Source organism: Vibrio lamellibrachiae (assembly GCF_050337265.1).
GTDB lineage: Bacteria > Pseudomonadota > Gammaproteobacteria > Enterobacterales > Vibrionaceae > Vibrio > Vibrio kyushuensis.
In genome coordinates this window covers 338,882-361,087 of record NZ_JAKJSU010000005.1, presented here as the reverse complement: position 1 = coordinate 361,087, position 22,206 = coordinate 338,882, and the positions used below count along the sequence as shown (strand labels likewise).

24 protein-coding genes are annotated in these 22,206 nt (G+C 41.4%); 10 read left to right on the top strand and 14 right to left on the bottom strand.

What is annotated here, in order from left to right; translation table 11 throughout:
- Window positions 1–115: 115 nt before the first annotated feature.
- On the top strand, window positions 116–889 hold the full coding sequence (locus L4C54_RS07210) for a DeoR/GlpR family DNA-binding transcription regulator (RefSeq protein WP_428799876.1): 774 nt from the start codon (window positions 116–118) through the stop codon (window positions 887–889).
- 138 nt (window positions 890–1,027) lie between these two features.
- Complete coding sequence (locus tag L4C54_RS07205) at window positions 1,028–1,978, top strand: AEC family transporter (RefSeq protein ID WP_428807636.1); 951 nt, start codon at window positions 1,028–1,030, stop codon at window positions 1,976–1,978.
- A gap of 56 nt (window positions 1,979–2,034) precedes the next feature.
- Here L4C54_RS07205 and L4C54_RS07200 read toward each other — a convergent pair whose 3' ends face one another.
- Window positions 2,035–3,072, bottom strand: coding sequence for a sensor domain-containing diguanylate cyclase (locus tag L4C54_RS07200; RefSeq protein WP_428807635.1), 1,038 nt, complete (start codon window positions 3,070–3,072; stop codon window positions 2,035–2,037).
- A 211-nt stretch (window positions 3,073–3,283) separates the two neighbouring features.
- On the opposite strand from L4C54_RS07200, the gene yjjG reads away from it, so the two are divergent.
- A complete protein-coding gene (gene yjjG, locus L4C54_RS07195; RefSeq protein WP_428807634.1) occupies window positions 3,284–3,958 on the top strand; it encodes a pyrimidine 5'-nucleotidase in 675 nt (224 codons plus the stop codon).
- 92 nt (window positions 3,959–4,050) lie between these two features.
- Here the strand turns inward: yjjG and L4C54_RS07190 are convergent, their stop codons facing one another.
- From L4C54_RS07190 to L4C54_RS07180, 3 genes are all read right to left on the bottom strand, one after another.
- Window positions 4,051–5,196 carry a conjugal transfer protein TraF gene (locus L4C54_RS07190; RefSeq protein WP_428807633.1) on the bottom strand — a complete coding sequence of 382 codons (1,146 nt, stop codon included), beginning with the start codon at window positions 5,194–5,196 and terminating at the stop codon, window positions 4,051–4,053.
- Between the two features lie 306 nt (window positions 5,197–5,502).
- Complete coding sequence (locus L4C54_RS07185; protein ID WP_428807632.1) at window positions 5,503–6,189, bottom strand: helix-turn-helix transcriptional regulator; 687 nt, start codon at window positions 6,187–6,189, stop codon at window positions 5,503–5,505.
- 33 nt (window positions 6,190–6,222) lie between these two features.
- Window positions 6,223–6,534 (bottom strand): hypothetical protein, encoded by a 312-nt coding sequence (locus L4C54_RS07180; RefSeq protein WP_428807631.1) that lies wholly within the window; start codon window positions 6,532–6,534, stop codon window positions 6,223–6,225.
- A 261-nt stretch (window positions 6,535–6,795) separates the two neighbouring features.
- Here L4C54_RS07180 and L4C54_RS07175 point away from each other — a divergent pair, with 261 nt between their 5' ends.
- On the top strand, window positions 6,796–7,395 hold the full coding sequence (locus tag L4C54_RS07175) for a DUF1294 domain-containing protein (protein ID WP_428799883.1): 600 nt from the start codon (window positions 6,796–6,798) through the stop codon (window positions 7,393–7,395).
- A 574-nt stretch (window positions 7,396–7,969) separates the two neighbouring features.
- Window positions 7,970–9,616, top strand: a complete 1,647-nt coding sequence (locus L4C54_RS07170) for a BCCT family transporter (RefSeq protein ID WP_428807630.1) — start codon at window positions 7,970–7,972, stop codon at window positions 9,614–9,616.
- A 94-nt stretch (window positions 9,617–9,710) separates the two neighbouring features.
- Here L4C54_RS07170 and L4C54_RS07165 read toward each other — a convergent pair whose 3' ends face one another.
- From L4C54_RS07165 to L4C54_RS07150, 4 genes are all read right to left on the bottom strand, one after another.
- On the bottom strand, window positions 9,711–9,998 hold the full coding sequence (locus L4C54_RS07165) for a carboxymuconolactone decarboxylase family protein (protein WP_428799885.1): 288 nt from the start codon (window positions 9,996–9,998) through the stop codon (window positions 9,711–9,713).
- Window positions 9,999–10,047: 49 nt separating this feature from the next.
- Entirely contained in the window at window positions 10,048–10,467 is a 420-nt protein-coding gene (locus L4C54_RS07160; RefSeq protein WP_428799886.1) for a VOC family protein, read from the bottom strand.
- A gap of 62 nt (window positions 10,468–10,529) precedes the next feature.
- Complete coding sequence (locus L4C54_RS07155) at window positions 10,530–10,892, bottom strand: MmcQ/YjbR family DNA-binding protein (protein ID WP_428807629.1); 363 nt, start codon at window positions 10,890–10,892, stop codon at window positions 10,530–10,532.
- Window positions 10,893–10,945: 53 nt separating this feature from the next.
- On the bottom strand, window positions 10,946–11,437 hold the full coding sequence (locus L4C54_RS07150) for a DUF2867 domain-containing protein (protein WP_428807628.1): 492 nt from the start codon (window positions 11,435–11,437) through the stop codon (window positions 10,946–10,948).
- Between the two features lie 234 nt (window positions 11,438–11,671).
- Here L4C54_RS07150 and nfsA point away from each other — a divergent pair, with 234 nt between their 5' ends.
- Complete coding sequence (gene nfsA, locus L4C54_RS07145) at window positions 11,672–12,394, top strand: oxygen-insensitive NADPH nitroreductase (RefSeq protein WP_428807627.1); 723 nt, start codon at window positions 11,672–11,674, stop codon at window positions 12,392–12,394.
- Between the two features lie 99 nt (window positions 12,395–12,493).
- On the opposite strand, the gene L4C54_RS07140 is transcribed toward nfsA, so the two are convergent.
- A complete protein-coding gene (locus tag L4C54_RS07140) occupies window positions 12,494–13,969 on the bottom strand; it encodes a peptide MFS transporter (protein ID WP_428807626.1) in 1,476 nt (491 codons plus the stop codon).
- A 317-nt stretch (window positions 13,970–14,286) separates the two neighbouring features.
- A complete protein-coding gene (locus L4C54_RS07135) occupies window positions 14,287–15,657 on the bottom strand; it encodes an L-serine ammonia-lyase (protein WP_428799891.1) in 1,371 nt (456 codons plus the stop codon).
- A gap of 152 nt (window positions 15,658–15,809) precedes the next feature.
- On the opposite strand from L4C54_RS07135, the gene L4C54_RS07130 reads away from it, so the two are divergent.
- Window positions 15,810–16,670, top strand: coding sequence for a YdcF family protein (locus tag L4C54_RS07130; RefSeq protein ID WP_428807625.1), 861 nt, complete (start codon window positions 15,810–15,812; stop codon window positions 16,668–16,670).
- A 16-nt stretch (window positions 16,671–16,686) separates the two neighbouring features.
- Here the strand turns inward: L4C54_RS07130 and L4C54_RS07125 are convergent, their stop codons facing one another.
- On the bottom strand, window positions 16,687–16,947 hold the full coding sequence (locus L4C54_RS07125) for a putative hemolysin (protein ID WP_428799893.1): 261 nt from the start codon (window positions 16,945–16,947) through the stop codon (window positions 16,687–16,689).
- A gap of 185 nt (window positions 16,948–17,132) precedes the next feature.
- Here L4C54_RS07125 and L4C54_RS07120 point away from each other — a divergent pair, with 185 nt between their 5' ends.
- Window positions 17,133–18,065 carry an exopolyphosphatase gene (locus tag L4C54_RS07120; RefSeq protein WP_428807624.1) on the top strand — a complete coding sequence of 311 codons (933 nt, stop codon included), beginning with the start codon at window positions 17,133–17,135 and terminating at the stop codon, window positions 18,063–18,065.
- A gap of 90 nt (window positions 18,066–18,155) precedes the next feature.
- On the opposite strand, the gene L4C54_RS07115 is transcribed toward L4C54_RS07120, so the two are convergent.
- Both L4C54_RS07115 and L4C54_RS07110 read right to left on the bottom strand, forming a co-directional pair.
- A complete protein-coding gene (locus tag L4C54_RS07115) occupies window positions 18,156–19,172 on the bottom strand; it encodes a GGDEF domain-containing protein (protein ID WP_428800736.1) in 1,017 nt (338 codons plus the stop codon).
- A 131-nt stretch (window positions 19,173–19,303) separates the two neighbouring features.
- The gene (locus tag L4C54_RS07110) at window positions 19,304–20,200 is read right to left on the bottom strand and encodes an EamA family transporter (RefSeq protein WP_428807623.1); all 897 of its coding nucleotides are present in this window, start codon (window positions 20,198–20,200) and stop codon (window positions 19,304–19,306) included.
- Between the two features lie 126 nt (window positions 20,201–20,326).
- Between L4C54_RS07110 and L4C54_RS07105 the strand changes: the two genes are divergently transcribed.
- A complete protein-coding gene (locus L4C54_RS07105) occupies window positions 20,327–20,812 on the top strand; it encodes a MarR family winged helix-turn-helix transcriptional regulator (RefSeq protein ID WP_428807622.1) in 486 nt (161 codons plus the stop codon).
- A 45-nt stretch (window positions 20,813–20,857) separates the two neighbouring features.
- Window positions 20,858–21,226, top strand: a complete 369-nt coding sequence (locus L4C54_RS07100; protein WP_428807621.1) for an MmcQ/YjbR family DNA-binding protein — start codon at window positions 20,858–20,860, stop codon at window positions 21,224–21,226.
- A 56-nt stretch (window positions 21,227–21,282) separates the two neighbouring features.
- Here the strand turns inward: L4C54_RS07100 and L4C54_RS07095 are convergent, their stop codons facing one another.
- Entirely contained in the window at window positions 21,283–22,200 is a 918-nt protein-coding gene (locus L4C54_RS07095; protein WP_428807620.1) for a chemotaxis protein, read from the bottom strand.
- Window positions 22,201–22,206: the final 6 nt, after the last annotated feature.

Genomic DNA, 22,206 nt, shown 5'->3' with positions numbered 1-22,206 from the left:
GTTAGAATTTGCCTAATTAGATTGCAGTTTGCTTCAGGTCATGTTGAAGTGGACTGTAATCGCTTAGAATCGAAATGAAACGAAAGTTTGATGATTGAAATTGTAAGGTTGGTAAATGAATCCATTAAAACGTAAAGAGAAAATCCTCGAACTTCTGAAGACACAAGAGCAGGTGTCCGTTAAGGAGTTGTCGACACTGTTTAAGACGTCTGAAGTGACACTTCGAGCCGATTTAAAGAACTTAGAGAAACAAGGCAAACTAAAGCGGTTTTTTGGCGGTGCTCAATCTATCAACTCTCTGCCTCTAACTCAAAATGATGATGAAGTTCAGTTAGACAGTCGCTATGACATGAACAAAGATTCAAAAAGCAAAATTGCTCAAGCTGCGGCTGACCTTGTATCAAAAGGCGATTCCATCATTATGGATAGCGGTAGTACAACTCACTTGGTTGCCGAGCAATTGGCTGGCGAAGGTGGTTACACTATTATTACCAATAATTTAGCAGCATCTTCAGCTCTGATGGAAGCGCAAGATACGACTTTGGTCATTGTCGGTGGCACGTATCGCGCTAAGACAAAATCACTTCACGGATATCAAGCCGCTCAATGCCTAGAAGGTGTTCAGGCGGATGTGTTGTTTGTCGGTGCTGATGGTATTGACCCTAGCAAAGGAATTACGACTTTCAATGAAGGCTTTGCGATTACTGACGTCATGGCAAAGTGCGTACAAAAAGTCATTGCTGTTGTGGATTCTTCAAAACTTGGACGCATCGGTTTTAATAAGGTACTTGATGTATCACGCATTAATACGCTGGTCATTGATAGTGGAATATCAACGGAAATGAAGCAACAATTTGAATCTTCAGGTGTTGAAGTGATCGTTGTGTAACTTTGTTGAACGATGGATCGCTTATCAACGGACTGTTGGTCAGTGGACTGTCGATCAATAGATTGTCGTTAAATAGAATTCTTGATGAGTTAATAGTGTCACTGTTAACTCATATCTCACTGAGATGTTGCCGTTGTTATGGGTATAGTTTGGGCTTTAGTTATTGTTGTCATTGGCTTTTTATTAGGTCTGGTTTTTCAAAAAAAGAACCCAAATCATAGCCGAAAAGTGAGTATTCTATTTTCTAAATCTTCATTATTCTTTTTAATTCCATTCAGTGTTTTAAGTTCACTCTGGCAAATGCCGAGTATTACCGCTCAGCTTATCTACTTACCGTTGATTGGTGCTGCTGTTATTGGTGTTGGTGCGGCAGTTGGGTTTATTTATCGCCGTTATTTTCAGCTAACGGATCATCAGTTTGGTGCGCTTCTTCCCGTCACCACTTTCTACAATTTAGGTGCACTGGGAAATCTTATTGTATTTGTCACCATAGGTGAGAATGGGGTTGCTCTGCTTGCTTTGTTTAAATTGTGTGAAGAGTTAATCTATTTTGGATGGGCATTTCCCTATTCACGAACATTAGGGCGAACCAGCTCTGTAACCGGGGACGAAAAGACTCGATTTTGGAAGGATCCTATTTTCATCATCGCTATTGGTGCGGTCATCTTGGGTATCCTCATGAATCAATCCCAAATAGCTCGCCCTACGATATTTACTGACATTATTCAGCTAACCGTTCCTTTAAGCAGTTTTTTAATGATCATGGCTGTCGGTATGACATTCAATATAATTGGTGGAGGAAAGTGGATAAAGCTTGGTATATTTTCTTCGATCATGCGCTCAACGCTTTCTGTTATCGTCGTGATGACATTGATTTCTCTATTCGATCTCTGGAGTGTATATCAAGGGGATCTTGCTCGGGTGTGTCTATTGCTTGCTGTTATGCCCACGGCATTTATGTCAGTACTCCCGTCGGTGCTTTATGATTTAGATAAGAGCCTAGCCAATACAGTCTGGCTAATTAGTTTTCTAACCTCTGTTGCGGTGATCCCCTTTACAATTGCTTTGTTTCCGCTGTTGGGGATATAACATTAGCGAAGCCGGTAAAGTACTAGGTAATATAGGTTGTTCAGTACTTATTTCAGTTATTGTTTTTCAGCATAGCAACAGACTCGATTACGCCCCGAGTTTTTGGCTTGATAGAGTGCTGAATCTGCGCGCGCCAAAACATCGGTGAAATTGGCATCTGTGTCCTTAGGGGTAGATATACCGATGCTAATCGTACAGTGGAGCTGTTGTTCTTTGAAATAGACAACCATTTCTTCAATCGATTGTCGGTATTTGTCAGCAAGTGTTGCCGCTTCTTCTTCAGTAATGTTACTGAGTAACAAAACAAACTCTTCTCCTCCAATTCTCGCGAACAGATCGTTTTTACGTTTTATCTTTTGGATTTGTTTTGCCATTGCAATAAGTACTTCATCCCCACCTAAATGCCCATGTTTATCGTTGAGTAGTTTGAAGTGATCGATATCGATAATTAATAAAGCATGGTTTTTATCAAACGCTCTCGGTTTATCATTGATAAGTTGGGTTGCTTCAAAGAAAGCGCGTCGATTCATAATCCCAGTTAACACGTCAATATTAACCAAGCTTTCCATCTTAACAATTTGTTCCTGCACGCTTATCTGAGAGGCGATCCAACTGACTAAGCTTGAGAGAACACGTGCATCTTGATCATTAAAATGGTGTTTATCTTGGTGTCCAATATTAATCGTACCAAAACACTTATCATTACTAACCAGTGGTGCGTCCATACATGAGAGTAGGCCACCTTCGGCTAACCACTGACAATCTAGCAGTGTTTCGCTACTGGTATCATTGCAAATAGCCAGCTTTTCGTTAGCAAAAACACGTCCAACCATAGTGTTTTCTATTGGAATAGGTCGTTCAAGTGGAATTGCTTCATTGCCACTTAACGCGAATAACGAAAGGAACTCAGGCTCTTTGTGCAAAGCAATACTGACGCGGTCAGAGTGAAAAATCTGTTTGATCCAATAGGAAGTGCTATGAAGTATGTCGCCAAGAGTTTTGGCTTTAGATAGCTCATCAAAAAACTCTAGGGGGAAATAGGCGTGTTTACTGTGATTTTCCTTTGCAGGTTGTAAAGGAGAGACATATTTCAATTCTGGTATCCTCTTGTTAACAACCGTTTACCCTCATTTAAAGTCTAGTGAGTACAACAGGAAATTACCAATCTCATTATTGAGTAACAGATTAATTAATTCAAAATTAGGTATGCGTCAAGTTGAAATGGGCTGCAGATGTTCTAGCAAAGTTTGATTACATCCTTTTATAAAATGATTACACTTGCTGACAGACATAATAGGAGCAACCATGAAGTACGATTGGATTTTATTTGACGCTGACGAGACCCTGTTTCATTTTGATGCCTTTAAAGGGATGCAGCTGATGTTTTCGCGCAAAGGCGTAGATTTTACTAAGCAAGATTACGCTGTGTATCAACAGGTTAATAAGCCACTTTGGGTTGACTATCAAAACGGTGATATTACCGCACATCAGCTAAAGCATACGCGTTTCGAATCGTGGGCTGAAAAGCTAAATACGACAACAGCAGAGCTTAACTCAGCGTTCTTAGAAGCGATGGCAGACATCTGCACGTTGTTGCCTGGGGCCAAAGAACTCATGAATGCTTTGTCTGGTAAGGCAAAAATGGGCATCATCACTAATGGTTTTACCGAGCTTCAAGCGATTCGTTTGGAACGTACGGGCATGACGGAATATTTTGAACATGTAGTGATCTCTGAAGAAGTGGGCATCGCGAAACCTGACTTGGGTATTTTCTCGCATGCATTGGAACGTATGGGGAACCCGTGTAAATCCAAGGTTCTAATGGTGGGTGATAACCTTCATTCTGATATTGTTGGTGGTATTAATTTTGGTATCGAGACATGCTGGTTAAACGCAGCAGATAGCCTAGCTTCTAGTGACGTTAAACCACATTATACGGTGAATTCTCTGCATCAGCTTAAGAGTATACTTCTAGATTAGAAGGCGAATTAAAAGAAATAGCACCGAGTATTGAGTCAATGACATTCGGCGCTATTTTTTCTTATTCTTACTCGCTAATTTATTTCTACTGACTAGTAGGTAAATGCAAGCTGAGCAGAAACACCGTAATTATTGTCACTTCCTGCTTGTGCTGCGATATCAAGACCAAGCACTCCCCATGGTCTAAAGCCAAGCCCTACCGAAATTAGGTCATCAGCGTGATCAGTCAAGCTATGCATGTAGCCGGTTCGAAACTGAGCCCAACCCCAAGCATCAAGCTCAGCACCAAAACGAGCGTACTGAGTTTTATAATCAAACTCTTTCAAATATTGCTTACTATTTAGATCAAAATCTGCAGCAAGCCGAACCCAGTTTCGATCGTAATTAATCCCTAGTACATACTCGGGTTCAACGAGAAAAGTTGCCGATTGGCCATAGAGTTCGTTAGTACGTAATTCATGACTAATTAGGTTACGAGCAGTAAAGCCAATGTTAGTTTTTTCTGTTAGATCATAAGACAATCCGAAATCCATGTTGAATCCGGATTTTTCAGTATAATCTTCATCCCACTCAAATGAACTATCTTCCATATCGCTTAATGATTCGACGTAATTCAGTGCATAGATCTGCTGAAACTTTGGTGAGAACCCTAGAAGAAACGCATGCTCTCCCCATTGTATTTCTCTAGCGAAAGTCAAACCAATATCCAAGACTGCTCCTCCCGCTGACTGAGCGCTTGAAAAGAGCTCATCTTGCGTTGGGTCAGCTGCCGCCAAGTCCCGTTGATCAACCATTATAGCCGAAACAACAGAGACTTGACCTTTAGTGAAGAAATTCGTACTTAACACACTGTTTGGAATAGCAACGGCCATACCTACGTTCGCTTCAACATTAACCACCCCTTTGTCCAAAGAGCGCATAGCTTGTCGCCATTCTTGAAGTAATTGTTGATCACTTGGGTTGAGTTGTAGTTTGTCATCTAAATCGATGAAGCTATCGAGTTTATCAATGGTGTCATCGCCATCATGAACGCGCGCACCCACCATCGGTAGGATAAAACCAAATCCATGATCTTGTTGATCCTTTGCAGCTAGAGCCGGGTTGTGGAAGCTAGATGTAAGAAAGTTAGCGGAAGCAACACCTGTCCCCCCCATACCAACACTTCGTGTATCAAATGCGGTCATTGCATTAATGCTACAAGGAACCAAAAATAGACTCATGAATACTGACTTTTTCATTTACAACCCACTACTTAATTATATTTATACCGAATGGTATTTTTGTGGGGGCGATGATATCCATAGTGCAATTATTTGTATATTGGAAATGAGCGCTCAGAAACAGTTTGAAATGCTTTTGTCAGAGTTTGGTGATTTTTTGGTTCTTTTTTGGTGGGTTGGAGCTGATGTATAAAAATATAGTTCCAAATAGAAGTGTACCGCAACTAGATGAAGTACGATGTTTTGTTTGATGTGACAGGTGGAACCTATAATCTTCAGGTTCGCTTTTATCGATTACCATTAAAGTTTGAAAACTAGCTAAGTTTAATCAGGCGGTGAGTACTGGGCAATATAATGAGTAAGGGATTTGGAATCACTAGTTTCAAATCCCTCTTCTAATACAGCCAAAGATTCAATTCTATCCAAACGAAAATGACGATAATCATCCCTAAGCTCACACCACGCGACAAGCGTCCAGTTCTTACCCCAAAATATCTGTCCTAATGGCTGCAACACCCGTTCGGTTTTAGAGCCGTTCTCTGCGGTATATAACATTGAGACTTTATGCCGTTCATCGGTTGCGTGGCGAAGCAATTGCCCCCGTTTCGCCGTATCGGTTTGAATGTGATAATCGGGTACTAGAATAGGAAAAGATTCGACTTGTTGTTTGAGTTTATCTGGCAACACGGAAAGTATTTTAGCAGAGGCGCTTCGTGATGCATTGGCGAGCTCTTCGTCTGACCATGCTCTGACCATTCTCATGCCAAGTTCAAGTGCCATCATCTCTTTTTCAGTAAACATAAGCGGTGGTAGGTGAGAGCCAGCTTGCAGTACATAACCGACCCCCGCCTCTCCATGTATGGGTACACCGGAGCTGATCAGGGATTGAATATCACGATAAATGGTACGTTCACTGACTTCCATTGTCTCAGCGAGCTGCGCGGCAGTGGTTGCGAAGCGCTTAGAGCGTAGTAGAGTCAGTAGTTCAAATAATCGTTCTGATTTACTCATTTCAATCCCTATTCATTGTTATTCTCTCGCTGCCTACCCTTGGCATGAACTCATTTTAATCACTTGGTGCTTCATATCTACTGATTCAGGGTCAATCAGTGACATAAGAGGCTGACAATCAGGGCAATTCATAAATTGCTCTCCTGCAGATTTTGCTTCTTCCATCGATTTCCAATAAACCGTGTCAGTCCAGTGACCACTTTCTTCATTGTGGCTAAGTGAGCGGTATAAAAAACCAGGCAGGGTAGAAACAAAAGCTTGGCTCTTTTCAGAAGCTTGAATAAATTCTTGTTCGTTAGAAGTAGATAGAAGGTTAAAGCTGACCATTTCAATTACTTGACTCATGTTATGTCCTTATTTAGTTAGATTGTGTTGCGTTCAAAACAATCATACGAGTTGCGTGTGTCAGAACGTGTCAGTAGAGAATGGGTAAAAAATTGTGCTAGAAGCTTGCCTATAGTTGAATATGCAACCTAAGCTCAATACAGTTCGATAATTAGCCATAAATCAAGAATTGCCTAAAGGTGATCGAAATTGGTGTCGAATACGTCATTGGTTTAGGAAGGAGCAAGCGTTGGGCGATCAATGCTTGTAGGGGAAGTTACTATGTCTATAGTAGGTAAAATTGCTGAGTGGGATGATATTAAGGGCTACGGTTTCATCTCGGTTGACAGGCAAGCACCACGTATTTTATTTCATCTCTCTGACCTGTCTGGTCACAGTCAAAGGCCTCGTTTAAATGAACGGGTGCATTTTACGTTAACGAAAGATGTTCACGGCTCGTTTATTGCGAAAGAAATCGAACGGCCAGTAATATTTAGTTTTTCTTTGGCGGTCACTGTCTGGTTTATCACTATATTGGGATCGGCTGTGTGGCTGCTTCATTATCCTTCGATTGCGCTATTGTATTATGCGTTTCTTAGCTCTGTTACTTATCTTGTCTATCTTTATGATCGGTCAGCTACGATAGATAAGCATACTCGAATGCCTGAAATTTTCCTTCATACTCTAGCTATTTTGGGTGGGTGGCCTGGTGCTGCTTTGGCCCAGTCGTTTTTAAGGCATAAAAGCATCGGTACGAGTTTTCGGTATGGCTTTTGGGCAACCGTTGTGTTGAACGTATCGCTTTATGCTTGGACATTTACCAAAGCTGGCGAAATGAAGCTCTATGAAATTATCAATACATTACAGGTTTATATGATGTAACTCTGTAATTGTCTTCTATAAACAAAATTAGGCGGCTTATGCTGCCTTTTTCTTTTTGTCACACATCTATAATCACTTCTATTTATATTTTTCTTGTATGAACCTTAAGCTGTTTAATGACATTTCCTGAATTATGAAGCGACAGGGTACAGTTGCTTTTCATTCTATTTAATTTTCGATCTGGATTGTATTGCTAGTAAATACAATGAGATAGCATTGGTTTTGAGTGGTGTTATCTAAGGAAAAACCTTTTTGGGAACACCTTTTGTAACGACTTTAGATTAGGCAGTGTAGGTTTATTACACTAGAATACGGCGCAAATTATTCTTTGCTCCTCCAATTAAGGTAGTAGAGCTTAGTGGAATAGTTGCCCATTTTAAGTCATGCAGACATATTCAATATCATCCTTATTAGATGCCGGTGCTTACGAAAAAATAAGTCTGGCTAGATATTGATTAAATATTGCCAAGCTGAATAAAGGCGATATGTACGTGATTAGAACAATTTCAGTGAATGGAGTAATTCTGCTCGGTTCACTTTAGAAGCACTCAAAGAAATAAGTGCTTTTATTCCTATGGCAATAACTAAGGAGTTACTTATTAGTAACGACATGATGTCTCCTGATGGCAAAGTATCAGCAATTTCAACCGACTATCAATTAGGTCAAGATAATATCGCACTTAAAGTCGGCCCATTTGGTTTAGACATCCATAACCGAGTCTTTCTCATCTCCGCTATATCCATTGTGCTTTTTGTTCTGTTTACCCTCGCTCTTGGGGAGCAAGCCGGCACACTATTTAACGACCTAAGAAATTGGGTTACCTCCAAAGTTGATTGGTTTCTATTACTCGCGGGCAATATTTTTATACTAGTGTGTCTTGGTCTATTGGTTTCACCACTAGGTAAAGTTCGCATTGGCGGTACAGAAGCAACGCCTGACTATTCCTATAAAGCGTGGATATCAATGTTATTTGCCGCTGGGATGGGCATAGCGCTGATGTTCTACGGCGTAGCTGAGCCGCTTGGTCACTATAATGCAGCTCTTGGCGGCATCGTTATCGAAGATGGCGTGAGAACTGACTGGGCTCCGATTGGCGCAGCTGCTGGCGATATGGTCGCGGCACAAAGCCTTGGCATGTCAGCGACTATCTTTCACTGGGGTTTGAACGCGTGGTCTATCTATGCTGTTTTGGCTCTAAGCTTAGCGATCTTTGCTTTTAATAAAGGCTTACCGTTAACGATGCGATCTGTTTTTTATCCTATCTTTGGTGAAAGAGTTTGGGGTTGGACAGGCCACGTGATTGATATTTTAGCGGTTATCACGACACTGTTTGGTTTAGCTACTTCTTTAGGATTTGGCGCCGCGCAAGCAGCCGCGGGTCTTAACTATTTGTTCGGTATCGATAACTCGGTAACAACACAGGTGGTGTTGATTATCGCTATTATCTCCATTGCTGTTGTTTCATGCTGTGCTGGATTAGACGCTGGCGTTAAACGCTTATCTGAATTCAATATGGGGCTTGCTGCTCTATTGTTGATTTTCGTTGTTATTGTCGGTCCAACGTTAGCCATTGCGACAGGTTTCTTCGACAGTCTACTTTCTTATGCAAAAGATCTTCCAGCATTATCAATGCCATTTGGTCGTGAAGATGCAAACTTTAGTCAAGGTTGGACAGCGTTCTACTGGGCTTGGTGGGTTTCTTGGTCTCCGTTTGTTGGCATGTTCATAGCGCGTATTTCTCGTGGCCGTACGGTCCGTGAATTCATGACATGTGTATTGGTTGTTCCAACTTTGGCGTGTGCGCTTTGGTTTACCTCTTTTGGTACAACGGCAATCATCAAAGTTCAGCAAGGGTTTGATAGTATTTCTGATGCTGAGTTGCCAGTGCAGCTGTTCGCAATGCTAGACACGTTACCGCTATCTCAGATTACGTCAGTTATCGCGATTATATTGGTGATTGTGTTCTTTATTACTTCTTCTGATTCTGGTTCACTTGTTATCGATACCATTTCAGCAGGCGGTAAAGTAGACGCACCAGTTCCACAACGAATCTTTTGGTGTAGCCTTCAAGGGTTAGTTGCGATTGCACTACTTATTGGTGGTGGATTGGGCGCACTTCAAGCGATGGCAATCTCGACAGGTCTTCCGTTTACCGTCATTTTGCTTCTTGGCTGTGTGTGTTTAGTCAAAGGCTTAATGAGTGAGCCAAGAGTAAGCTAATTAATGATTAGCCAAATAGCCACGGTGATGTGGTTATTTGGCTCTTGCTGCCATTCCGTGGTTTACATTCACCGATCAAGCTTAAGCGACACTTCTATTCAAACGAGTCTAGGTCGATTTTGTATTTTTCCAACACCTCTTGCATCTGCAATTTCTTTTGCCCCGCAGCTACAGCCATTACCTTTGCCGTTACATCTGAAATCTCGCCTTTAGTAATCCCTGCTTTTTTTGCTTGGGTTAAATAATAACGAGTGCAAGGTAGACAGTTCATTGCCATTGCTGCTGATAAGCCTACCAATAGCTCAGTTTTTGTGTCTAGGTGATCATTATCGTGGGTCGAGCGATAAAACGCTCCATAAGCTTCTTGGTGCTTTCCTAGCATAAGGTTCTCCTTTGGTGTGCCAAGGCATATTTCCTGAACTTATTTGCTATTAATTTCTTGATGCCATTGGGTGTTCAGGGTTCAACTGAAGTAGATCCCATAAGTTGCCATAGAGATCTTCAAATACCGCGACGGTTCCATAATCTTGCTCTTGCGGTTCCCGAATGAACTTGATGCCATCGGAGATCATTCGGTTGTAGTCACGCCAAAAGTCATCAGTGCTAAGAAATAAGAAAACGCGACCACCAGATTGGTTGCCAATGAATTCGTCTTGTTCTGGTTTGGACGCACGAGCAAGTAAAAGGGTTACGCCATTCGAACCTGGAGGTGATACCACAACCCAGCGTTTATCTTGTTCTGGCTGATATGTATCTTCTACAAGCTCAAAGTTTAATTTGTTGACATAAAAATCAATCGCTTCGTCATAATCCTTAACGACTAAAGCAATATGTACTATTGATTGTTTCACTTTACTACCCTTGATCATGGTTAACGTTGGCTAGCTCTATAGCGCTTACTTAACATACATGGCTAAAACTCTACGCCTAGTTCTTTCTGTTTACGCTTACTCAAGCCTAATGAAACTATGCGATAGGACTCCGAGATATAATATCTTAATTCTTCGTCTAACGATCCTGTTGTATCCGTTTGCTGTATCCATTTCATGCCACGGTTAGCAAAGTATGGCGCAGGTTGATAGCCATTGTATTCACTTAGAAACTCAAAGTTTCGAGGTGATGTTTTGAAGGTGTAGGCGGGTTGACCATTCTTATCACGAAATCCAATCGCGAAAACTTTACCGCCAATTTTCCAAACATCCGAATTACCCCATTGAACAACATGGGTCGTTGAAGGGAATTCTCGGCACAGTTGATTGAATTGGTCATGAACCATATTTATACCTTTTTGGAGTCAGGTCTGAGTACTGATTCAACATGGTTATTTACCTAGGCTAATTGCTTTAACGAAGATGGAACGATAACTTTATGAACTGGAGCTACGAAAAACATGTAAATCTTGCCCCATATATTATGCACATGAACGACGGTGGTGGCATGAATGATGGCTTGTTCACCTTTTGGCTCAATTAAAAAGGATAAACGTACATCTAAGTGCTTATCACGATCTTCCATGACTATTTCATGTTCTAAATTAGCCACAACTTTGAAAATGCCTATAGTGTCTCCTGGTTTAAAATCTTCACGTGTTTTCTCGTGATCAAATTCGTTCATTTGTCCAAGATGTTTTAATCCAAGCTTTGAGACAGTCCAATTTCTGAGTGCCATGAGTCGTATAACCCAAGCCGGGGTTTTTTGGGCGATTTGTGAGTAGATATCAAAAGCGCTTTCGCCGCTATAGGGAATGGTCTTAGTGTGACAATCTTTAAAGTAGGCAGTGCCTAACGAATCTTGAAGTAGGGTATTACTTGGAATATCCACCGATCTCTCCTTGTATCTTGGTGTGGGAGTTGGTTATAAAGTGAGCTTATACAACATACCACAATAGAGTTAAGGTGTTATTCTGATTGCCTATAATTTGCCAATAGTGATTCAAGATTGAGATCATCTTGGTTTACGCAAAGTTTAAATATAGCTAATGTAAACATCCCCATCAGATGGGGATTCTTATGACATCGTTATTATCACTTCAAACAGAAGGAATGTATGAGACTTATGAACAGCACAATTGAAACCATTTTAGGCCATCGCTCTATTCGTAAATACACCGAACAGCCAATAGAGCCGAGTCAATTAGAGGTTATTATTCAAGCAGGGCTCGCAGCCTCTTCATCAAGTTTATTACAGGCCGTTTCCATCATTAGAATTACAGATAAAGAAAAACGACACGCATTGGCGCAATATGCGGGAAATCAAGGTTATGTTGAAAGTGCCGCTGAGTTTTTGATCTTCTGTATAGACTTTCAAAGACACGTTGTCATCAACCCAGACGTTCAGGCTGATTTTACCGAACTCACTCTTATTGGAGCGGTGGATTCAGGCATTATGGCGCAAAACTGTTTATTGGCGGCAGAGTCTATGGGACTAGGTGGTGTGTTTATTGGCGGCTTGCGTAACAGTGCTGCGCAAGTTGATGAACTTCTTGCGCTGCCAGGGAATACGGCTGTTCTGTTTGGTTTATGTTTAGGTCATCCAGATCAAAACCCAGAAACGAAACCTAGATTACCGGCGCAGGTTGTCTTGCACGAAAACCAGTATGAGCCCTTGAATTTAAAGGATGTTGAAACGTACGATGAAACAATGAAAACGTACTATTCACACCGCTCAAGTAATCAAAAACAGAGAAGCTGGTCACAGCAAATTACTGGGAAGCTTTCAGGTGAATCAAGACCACATATATTGCCTTACCTGAATGCTAAAGGTTTGGCAAAACGTTAAGAGACGTTAAGCGTATTGATACAATAAATGTAGAAAGCCCTAATCATATGATTAGGGCTCTGTCTTTTAGTGCTTTAAACCGGTTGAATAATTGAGGTATTAGCTCTCTGCTTCAACCAACTCTGGCTGCTCTGATTCTTTAGCGGCGGCAAGCATCTTACGAATGACGACTGAAGATACAAACGCGATACCCACCATAACAACCGCTAGAACTGTTAATAGCTGGAAGTAATCACCGTAAACCGTTTGAACGATCTCTTGAGTCAGCTCTTGACCTTTTTCTAGTGCGATCGACGTAGAGAATACTGCGCCAACGATACCACTTAGCGCGATAGCAACAGAGAAAAGGCTCACAGAGAAGTTCTCGATGTGCTTAGGCGCAACGGAAAGAATAAACGCAACCACGAGACTTCCCACAATAACTTCAGCAAAGGCTTGGAAGAAGTGAATCACTAAGAATACTTCAGGTCGAATAACGACATCCTCACCAACACCCATTACAGCCATTGTCAGTATGCCGAATGCAATCGCCGTGCAGATGAATGAGAAGCCAATCTTTGTAGCCGTAGAGAAGCTAACGCCACGTTTTTCTAAAGATGAAAAGGTCATTGAAATGACAGGGCCTGCAACAATACACCACAGTGGGTTCATCGCCATTGAAGCTTCAGGTGCAATAGGAATAATGCCGAACAGATCACCGCGCATGGTGTTGATGGTTACCATGGTCATTGATGTCATCATTTGACCGTAGTAAACGAAGAAGCATGTCGTGAGCACAACCATGATTAGGATTGTCCCCATCTTCAGCGCGTCAGATTTGCTTGATTTAAGCATTAACGAAATGAAGTACAAGATAGCTGCTGCGCCGATTGCGTAAACGATATTTTGTCCGATATCCATGTTGGAGAACATGAAGAACACCAAGCCAACCATTGCTGCTGAAAGACCGAAGAACGCAATCCAATTTTTTGTACTTACTGGTGCTTTATCAATGTCAGCGGCTACATTGACTAGCTGCTTGTTGAAAATGATCAATGTGATAAATGCAAAACCAGCCATTACAGCGGATAGCATAAAGCTGCCGTGGAAGCCAATCACCAAAACGAACATTGGGAATAGGTATTGGCCTAACAGCGCGCCTACGTTATTAACGGAGTAGTTAACAGGGTAGCCATTTTCGAAATCTTCTTCAGTAGAAAAAGTGCGTTTGTACAAACTAGGATATGAAGGAGACATTAGGCCACGAGCGTAACTTGCTAGTGCAATACCAACTAGGGCTAGCGGAACATTGGTTGTCGACGCCCCAAGAATGAGCAAGCCATAACCCACTGAAAACGTACCGTAGGCGATCGTTAGCGAGCGGTATGAGCCGAGAAACTTGTCAGCAATAAATCCGCCGGCGATAGCAAATAGGGGGCCGATGGATGAAAATGCACCGACAACCATCATCGTATCTGCTTCGCTATAGCCTAGGTCCTCTAGGAAGAATCGGGTCAGAATGACCATGACACCATAGAAAGACAAACCAAACATCATTTGGCAGAACATCATTGATTTGTTGAGCTTATTCCACATAATCACCTCGTTAAATTGCTTAAAGATAGAATTAACATCTAACAACTCTATCATTTGTAGATAGACATAAACTGAAACAATTATCGCAGAAAAAGTTATTTAGTCACGAGGATTTCTAATGTATGGATTCGTTTATCTAATGCGAGTGTGGTTATTATGCTTATTATTAACACGTAACCGATTGCATTTTGAATTAGATAGACTAATGGAAACACTGATTTCATTATTGGTAGGGTGATTCGAGATGTTTGAACGCTATTAACGCCCACTTTTGTGGGCGGTAGAAAGAAAAGGAACAAGATAGGTTGGAGTATTGGTTACTCGCAGGGAGGCGCTTGATAAATAGTTGCTAGCCCACCGAGTGATGTTTCTCGGTACTTTCTATTCATGTCCTTACCTGTTTCATACATGGTTTCAATTACCTTATCGAGCGAGATTAAGCATTTGCTGGTTCGTTTCAGAGCCATACGTGAAGCATTGATCGCTTTCATCGCCCCCATCGCGTTACGTTCGATACATGGCACTTGAACAAGGCCGCCGATTGGGTCGCAAGTCATACCTAAAGAGTGTTCCATTGCGATCTCTGCGGCAATGCACATCTGCTCATTACTACCGCCTCTTAGGGCTGTTAAGCCAGCAGCAGCCATAGAAGAAGAGACGCCAACTTCACCTTGGCAGCCGACTTCTGCGCCAGAAATCGACGCGTTGGTTTTATACAAAATGCCAATGGCACCAGAAACTGCGATAAAGTCCTTGAGCTGCTTGGTATCAAGCTCTTTAATAAAGCGATGGTAATACATCAATACGGCTGGAATAACACCAGCCGCACCATTGGTAGGCGAGGTAACAACTTGGCCACCTGCTGCATTCTCCTCACTAACAGCGAACGCAAATAGATTAACCCAGTCGAGGATCTCCATAGGATCGTTCTCAATTGCGGCATTCGCTTCAAGTTTTTTGAGCAGATTTGGTGCGCGTCGAGTTACATTTAAGCCGCCATCTAAGATACCTTCTGTATCAAAGCCACGCTGCATGCATAAAGACATCACCTTCCATATTTGGTCGGCTTTCGCGTCAATCTCAGCAGGTTTTAAAAAGCTCTGTTCATTTTTTAAAATCATTCCACCAAGGCTTAAACCAATACTGTCCGCAGTTTCGAGCATTTCTTGCGCAGAACTAAAAGGGTGGGCGACGTTAACGTCAACCTTTTGATCTTTACTTTCAAGTTCGGTCGCAGTCGCGATAAAACCGCCGCCAATGGAATAGTAGGTTTCAAAGCCTATTTGGTTGGCCTGGTCATCAAAGGCGGTGATGGTCATGCCATTTTCATGCAATGGCAGGTTGGTAGAATGGAATAAGATGTCACTGTCGTAATTAAACTTAATGTTGTGGTCACCGGCAATGCACAAAGAGTTGTCATCAATCGCGGCTTGCATTTCAACATTCGCTGTAGTGACTTTAATAGTGTCAGGTTTGTATCCAAGCAAGCCCAAAATAGTGGCTCGATCGGTATGGTGACCAATACCAGTGAGTGACAAAGACCCGTAGAGATCAACCTGAATACGAGTCACTTTGGATATCTGTTCTTTGATAAGACGAGTAAATCGGTAGCCCGCAATCATCGGGCCGTTAGTATGTGAGCTAGAAGGGCCAACGCCAATTTTATAAATATCAAAAATCGATAGCATAACTTCGTCCTACCTTGGTTGTGTCTGTTAAACTGGGACAACTAATTAAGTTTAGCTGTTAAGTGAATGAGTGTGCGTCTGTTTTATCGATTTAATCTAACTCAAAAGGTCATTTATTCATCTATTCAACAACGAGAATTGAGACATCAGTGATGGGTATTGAGAAAGTTATTATTGTGTTAGGAAAGCGCCTTCAGAATAGTCAATTGACGTTAGAAGGAAAAAGCCGCGTAGATGCTTTGATTGATTACTTGCCGAGTCAAAGTCCATCTCATACTGCATTGTTGTTCTGTGGTGGAACAACCAAAGAGCAGAGTATCTCTGAGTCTCAGGCGATGTTTGGTTATTTTCAGATGCACGCTGGTGCGATTGAATTTCCTACGCAACATATCTTATTAGAACAAGACTCAACGAGCACCGTAGAAAATATTCAGCACGGCTCAAAAGCATTACTTGATAGCGGTCTCATTAAAAATGATGCTCAACTTGAGGTTGTATTTGTATCAAATGATTATCACTTATATAGAATTTTTGAGATTCAACAGTTGATGGATGAGCAGGGGCTTCTAGGTGTGTTACGCGCTAAGTGTTTGGCTCAAGGGGTAACACTAAATATATCCTATCGATTAGATGATCATGTATCTGTACCGATTCCATATAACGATGTTAAAGCCGATCTATTTTTGCATGTTGAAGCACTAACGACCTATCGCGTGTATTTAGAAGGGGTGGTGAGTGGTGTGTTTCGTAGGGATTTAACAGAGGTTCGAAAACAGCCACTTAAGATAGCAGAACAAGCTCTGATAGCACTTAATCAGCAATTAACAGGGAATGATGAATTTATGATGCTAGCGTTGTTGGTTCAGACGCTAGAAAAAGCGGTGTTTGAGACTATGCCTAATATGCCAATAAAAAAGGTAAGGGAGTATCTCGCAGTGTTGGATACAAACCTTACCTTATTGAATCGATATCTTGACCCTGAGAGTCAATTAGAAACTCGTTGGTGGCGCTGATAACTCGCCAGATTGATTACTTCTCTTTCTTTTGCTCTTGAGCATTACGGTAGTATTCCCACTGCTCTGTACGCTCTTCTTCTGAAATCACACAGTAAGTTACGCGCATTTCATTTTCAGACACGGTTTCAAGTTCACCGCCTTGCTGTACACAGTAAACTGACGCTGGGTTAGCAATAGACGTATATTCTTTAACCTCATATTCATCAGGTTCGCTTGAGCAGCCAGCTAACACAGCAACGGCTGCTAAACTCGCAAAAATATAGGTTTTTTTCATTATTATCTCCAAATAAACACCTTTATGTCTTAGGTCAGTATAAAAGAACCTTTAAAAAATATTGTGTTAAGTTTGTCAAAAAATTGAACATGTCTAGAATTAATACAAACACCACAGTAATTACACATTGATCCAATTAATGATGTTTGACTCAGTGAACATAAATACCAAGTAAGGATCTAGGTATGTCAGTGAATAAATTTCGGCTTGTTACTCGTAGCGATTTCGATGGGCTAGTTTGCGCTGTACTATTAAAGCAACTTGATTTGATTGAAGACATTACATTTGTTCACCCTAAAGATATGCAGGATGGCAAAGTAACGATTACCGAAAATGATATCGTGACCAATCTTCCCTACGTTCCTCAAGCTCACCTTGTTTTTGATCATCACCTTTCAGAGAAATTGCGTAACCCTGGTGAACACACCAATCACATTATTGAACCCGACACCCCATCAGCTGCGAGAGTGGTTTGGGACTATTACGGGGGAGTTTCAAAGTTTCCGCTGCATTGGGTTGAGATGATGGAAGCGGTCGATAAAGGGGATTCTGCAAACTTTACTCGTGATGAGGTTCTAGATTCAACTGACTGGAATCTACTTAATTTTCTAATGGATGCAAGAACGGGACTGGGGAGATTCCGAGATTTTAGAATATCTAATTATCAATTGATGATGGACCTTATCGATTTTTGTAAATCCCATACGATAGATGAAATTCTACAGCTCCCTGATGTTATTGAACGGGTTTCTATGTATCGAGAGCATGAAAACCTGTTCAAAGAGCAGATTGTTCGCTGTGCAAAAGTATACGACAACTTAGTGGTTTTAGATCTCACCAAAGAAGAGACGATATACGCAGGGAATCGTTTTATGATTTATGCGGTATTTCCACAGTGTAATATCTCGATTCATAAAATGTGGGGATTTCAAAAACAGAACATTGTGTTTGCCACAGGTAAATCGATCTTTGATAAAGGCTCAAAAACCAATGTAGGTGAGTTGATGCTTAAACATGGTGGAGGTGGGCATAAAGCCGCTGGAACCTGTCAAATCAATATTGAGAAGGCAGATGAAGTTGAACAAATCTTGATTGAAAAAATAACCACTGATGGATAAACAACCAAGTATCTGGTTGTCAGATTCAAACAAAATAAGGGCTCAATATCTACTATTGAGCCCTTATTTTTCTAACTATTATGTTACGTCTTAAAGAGGCATTACACGATTTCTTCCTAATTGCTTCGCCTCATAAAGCAATGCATCAGCACGATCTACTAACATTTCGACAGAATCACCTCTTTGATATTCAGCCACCCCAAATGAAGCGGTAATATTTGCAATCTGCTTACCAGAACGGCGATCTTTTATCGACAGCTTTTCAATACCACGGCGAACGGTTTCTGCAAATTGGCGGGCAATTCTAATGGATTTATTTGGAACAATAAGCGCGAACTCTTCTCCACCAAATCGATAAGCTGTTATCCCTTCACGGCAGCTGGTTTGCAGCCGTTTTGCTAACGCTCGAATAACGGTATCACCAAATAGATGACCATAATTATCGTTGAAGTTTTTGAAGTGATCGATATCGAGCAAAATAAGAGACATCGGCTGCTCTGCACGGCATAACGAAAAAAGATCAGCATCAAAGGCTCTACGATTGTATAGGCTCGATAAGCTATCAAAGAGCGCGTCTTGTTGAACTTCTGCAAGTTGGGATTTTAAGCGAGATATTTCTTGGGTAGCAGTACTAAGTTGACCATTGAGGAAATCGGTCGAATTACGGATCTCTCGTGACTCAGAGACAAGTTGACGAATTACTCCCATTACTTCATCGAGAGATAACCCTTCTTTTTCTACGCGGCTAAGATCGGTAAAACTCTTATCAATAAATTCAGAAAATGAAGAGGTGTCGGAAAGAGTATCAGTCATCGAGCTAGCGACTTCGTTGACCAGTAGTTCGATATTTTCTCTCAGATCTGTTAGATCAGTTTCAGCTTGATCGGCAACATAGTTGTTATAAAGCTCTTTGCCCGCAGCAGGCGGACACACACCAAAATTCTCAACAACCATGTCGAGTTCTTGATTAAGTTCAGGGTTACTTTCATCGACGTAGGTGTACCACACTGCATAATTCGCGGGCGTCGCGGCAACATGGTTTTTCATCATCAATGGAACTGCCTTTTTTAAATTAGCAGTCGATTTTTTGAAGTCGTCGCTCGTCATTTCTATTTTTGCTGCCATAACTAACAATTACTTATAAGCCTAAGATTAGTTGATTAATTGAATGTTTGCTTCAATATTCTTTGTCTATTTTAGCAAAAGCAACAAAGCTGAGTAACCATCAAAATCAAGCTTTAGCTAACTTTTACGGAAGATGGAGACTTGACTTGTCTAATCGAAATAATAATCTGAGGTAATAGGGAAGTAGCTATCATACTAAGCATCAATGTATATTGATAGAGTGTAAATGAGTCCCCAATCAGTATTAATCCACTGACGATTCCAGCGATAGGGTTTGCGATGCTACCAAATGTAAAGTCAACGACAGACATTCTTTGTAAGAGCCAAACGTACATGCCATAGCCAAGCGCGGTATTAAAACCAATAACCCAAAGTAGGCCCATAAAGTTTGCGCTATTAAAGTTCTCATATACGGCAATATATGGGGCAGAATCGACAAAATAGTGGAAGCCAGAAGCAAGAGCTAGAATAATGCCACCGATTAATAACTGCCAAGTTAGTACACTCCACCAGTCCATTTTGCTGCCAAGTGATTTCGTAATACTACTGCCAACAACAATACACATGATCGCTGCCAACATCGCCGCTAAGCCAATAGGGTTGAGGCTAATGGAACTTGGGTCAAACAGTAGCCACGCTAAAATTACTAACCCGATACCAGATAGTGCCTGTAACAAATTGGGTCTTTTATTTCCGATTACCCAATGAAAAATCATCGCAAAGACGGGAACGGAAACCATACCAACACCTGATATAGCAGATGGTAATGTCAATGCCATAACAAATATCAAGCCAAAGAACGTCGCAATGTTGATTAGGCCCAAACTGAAGAGAACTTGCCACTCTCCCTTTTTAGGTAGGGTCGGTTTAACCATTAGCAGCAATAATCCAGCGGGCAAAGCGCGCAAAGCCCCTAGCAATAAAGGTGGCCAGTTAGGAAGCGTATACTGTGTTACGGCATACGTTGTGCCCCAGAAAAATGCGGGGATCATTGCTAAAAGTATATTCATAAAATCAATTATCTTCACATTAAGATATTTTTGTGTGAACTTACGCCTAAAATCACTATTTGTAAAGTATCTTTATGTTAAGATATTGAGGATCTGATCTATTTTTTAAGGGAGAGTAAATTAATTATGGACGCAATTGAACGTGTTGTAGAGCAGTGGGCCACCGAGAAACCAGAGTTAGATACGCAGCCAATGGCAATGCTAGGGCGTTTATTGCGTGTTTCCAAACACTTAGAAACACACGTTGCAGAAAAACATAAGCAATATGACTTAAAATTAGGTGAATTTGATGTACTGGCCACGTTGAGAAGAAGTGGCAAACCATACAGCCTAACGCCGTCTGAATTAATTGACTCAATGATGCTGACATCGGGTGCGATGACCAATCGTCTCGACAAGTTAGAAAAGAAAGGGCTTATTGAACGTACTCACAGTAAAGAAGACCGTCGTAGCGTATTCGTAAAGCTGACGAAAGATGGATTAGTTCTCATCGATGAAATGATGACAGAGCATGTCGCCGTGCAAACCAGTTTGGTTGACTCTTTATCGGCAACTCAGAAGAAGCAATTAAATCAATTGTTAACAACATGGCTAGCTCAGTTCGAATCATAAGGTTGCAGCTAGTTGCGGTAAGAGCACCTTGACAAGGAGGTAGTGGTGGAGAGTAAGCAACTTGAAGAGTTCTTAATGGCGTTTGTCGCAGCAGAGCAGGACTTCCCTTTTGGCGTTGAGGTTTTAGTTCTGAAAGTGAAAGGTAAAATGTTTGCACTTATTAGTGAACGTGATGGAAGAGAAATTGTAAACCTAAAGTGTGCCCCTGAAGATGGAGAAGTTCTAGTCAGCCAGTTTGATGGTATTTCTCCGGGGTATCATATGAATAAACGCCATTGGGTAACGGTTGACCTCAATAGTGATGTTGAAGAGTCCCTTATCAAAGAGTTAAGTGAGCGATCCTACCAACTCGTAGTAAGCAAACTCAAAAAATCAGAAAGAGAAACGCTCTATGTAAGCGAGTGCCAGAAATAGAAATGCTGAGTGATTCACTCAGCATTTTTCGGCATATCCCAAATTCAATAAACGGGCTAAACGGGTTGTTTACTCTCTTCGATATGCTTAGCACCTTTCAGCATCGCTTGTATCAATTCGCCAGCATTAAATTTCTCTAACGCTTCATGAGCGCCCACTTGATGCGCTCTCTCAATACAAATCTCACTCGATAGCGACGTGTGCAAAATGCAGTAAGCGCTATCAAGATCTGGCGAGTTTTGTACTTCAAATGCAAGCTCGTAACCATCTAAACCCGGCATTTCAATATCACTAACTAAGAGATCTATTGCCTGAACGGTTGAAGACTGAGACTTCATTAACTCAAGTGCTTCCAGCCCGTTCTTACAGATTTGATAAGGGATATTGATTCTATCCAACGCATCTGCGAGTTGTTTTCTGGCAATTGAAGAGTCGTCCACAAGTAGGATGTTCAGAGCTTTTAAGCGCTCTCGTTCAATATCTGTAAGCATAGGGATATTGGCGGATTCATATTGCGGATATATTTTTGACAGTAATAATTCAACATCGAGCATCTGTACGATTTGCTCGTCGTGACGCGTGATACCCGTTACGAACACATCCTTACCTGTTGTTTCAGGTGGAGACTCAATGGAGCGCCAGTTACATTCAATGATCTTTTCAATTGAGCGCACCATAAAGGCAACAATCGTACGTAAACAGTCGGTCACAATGAGGTAGCTATCATTGTATTCTTCAGGTTGAATCGGTCGAAAACCAATGGCCGCAGCCATATCGATTACAGGGACTGTTAAGTCACGAATTGTCACCGTACCAACTACATGGTGATGTGAGTAAGGAATTTGAGTTGTAGGCATATAGGGAACAATTTCCCGAACCTTTAGTGTCCCTATAGCGAACAGTTGTTTCTGCGCATTCAGGGTGAACATAAGCATACCTTGGGATTGGTTTGCTTTACTGGGTGTTTTAGCCATAACGTG

What these genes read in the sequence shown, in the direction of transcription:
- L4C54_RS07095 (WP_428807620.1), bottom strand. Translation starts at nt 22,200, where the DNA reads ATGGCTAAAACACCCAGTAAAGCAAACCAATCCCAAGGTATGCTTATG.
- yjjG (WP_428807634.1), top strand. Translation starts at nt 3,284, where the DNA reads ATGAAGTACGATTGGATTTTATTTGACGCTGACGAGACCCTGTTTCAT.
- L4C54_RS07175 (WP_428799883.1), top strand. Translation starts at nt 6,796, where the DNA reads ATGTCTATAGTAGGTAAAATTGCTGAGTGGGATGATATTAAGGGCTAC.
- L4C54_RS07125 (WP_428799893.1), bottom strand. Translation starts at nt 16,947, where the DNA reads ATGAAAAAAACCTATATTTTTGCGAGTTTAGCAGCCGTTGCTGTGTTA.
- L4C54_RS07185 (WP_428807632.1), bottom strand. Translation starts at nt 6,189, where the DNA reads ATGAGTAAATCAGAACGATTATTTGAACTACTGACTCTACTACGCTCT.
- L4C54_RS07110 (WP_428807623.1), bottom strand. Translation starts at nt 20,200, where the DNA reads ATGAATATACTTTTAGCAATGATCCCCGCATTTTTCTGGGGCACAACG.
- L4C54_RS07120 (WP_428807624.1), top strand. Translation starts at nt 17,133, where the DNA reads ATGTCAGTGAATAAATTTCGGCTTGTTACTCGTAGCGATTTCGATGGG.
- L4C54_RS07210 (WP_428799876.1), top strand. Translation starts at nt 116, where the DNA reads ATGAATCCATTAAAACGTAAAGAGAAAATCCTCGAACTTCTGAAGACA.
- L4C54_RS07165 (WP_428799885.1), bottom strand. Translation starts at nt 9,998, where the DNA reads ATGCTAGGAAAGCACCAAGAAGCTTATGGAGCGTTTTATCGCTCGACC.
- L4C54_RS07155 (WP_428807629.1), bottom strand. Translation starts at nt 10,892, where the DNA reads ATGGTTCATGACCAATTCAATCAACTGTGCCGAGAATTCCCTTCAACG.
- L4C54_RS07115 (WP_428800736.1), bottom strand. Translation starts at nt 19,172, where the DNA reads ATGACGAGCGACGACTTCAAAAAATCGACTGCTAATTTAAAAAAGGCA.
- L4C54_RS07135 (WP_428799891.1), bottom strand. Translation starts at nt 15,657, where the DNA reads ATGCTATCGATTTTTGATATTTATAAAATTGGCGTTGGCCCTTCTAGC.
- nfsA (WP_428807627.1), top strand. Translation starts at nt 11,672, where the DNA reads ATGAACAGCACAATTGAAACCATTTTAGGCCATCGCTCTATTCGTAAA.
- L4C54_RS07205 (WP_428807636.1), top strand. Translation starts at nt 1,028, where the DNA reads ATGGGTATAGTTTGGGCTTTAGTTATTGTTGTCATTGGCTTTTTATTA.
- L4C54_RS07140 (WP_428807626.1), bottom strand. Translation starts at nt 13,969, where the DNA reads ATGTGGAATAAGCTCAACAAATCAATGATGTTCTGCCAAATGATGTTT.
- L4C54_RS07190 (WP_428807633.1), bottom strand. Translation starts at nt 5,196, where the DNA reads ATGAAAAAGTCAGTATTCATGAGTCTATTTTTGGTTCCTTGTAGCATT.
- L4C54_RS07130 (WP_428807625.1), top strand. Translation starts at nt 15,810, where the DNA reads ATGGGTATTGAGAAAGTTATTATTGTGTTAGGAAAGCGCCTTCAGAAT.
- L4C54_RS07105 (WP_428807622.1), top strand. Translation starts at nt 20,327, where the DNA reads ATGGACGCAATTGAACGTGTTGTAGAGCAGTGGGCCACCGAGAAACCA.
- L4C54_RS07180 (WP_428807631.1), bottom strand. Translation starts at nt 6,534, where the DNA reads ATGAGTCAAGTAATTGAAATGGTCAGCTTTAACCTTCTATCTACTTCT.
- L4C54_RS07170 (WP_428807630.1), top strand. Translation starts at nt 7,970, where the DNA reads ATGGCAATAACTAAGGAGTTACTTATTAGTAACGACATGATGTCTCCT.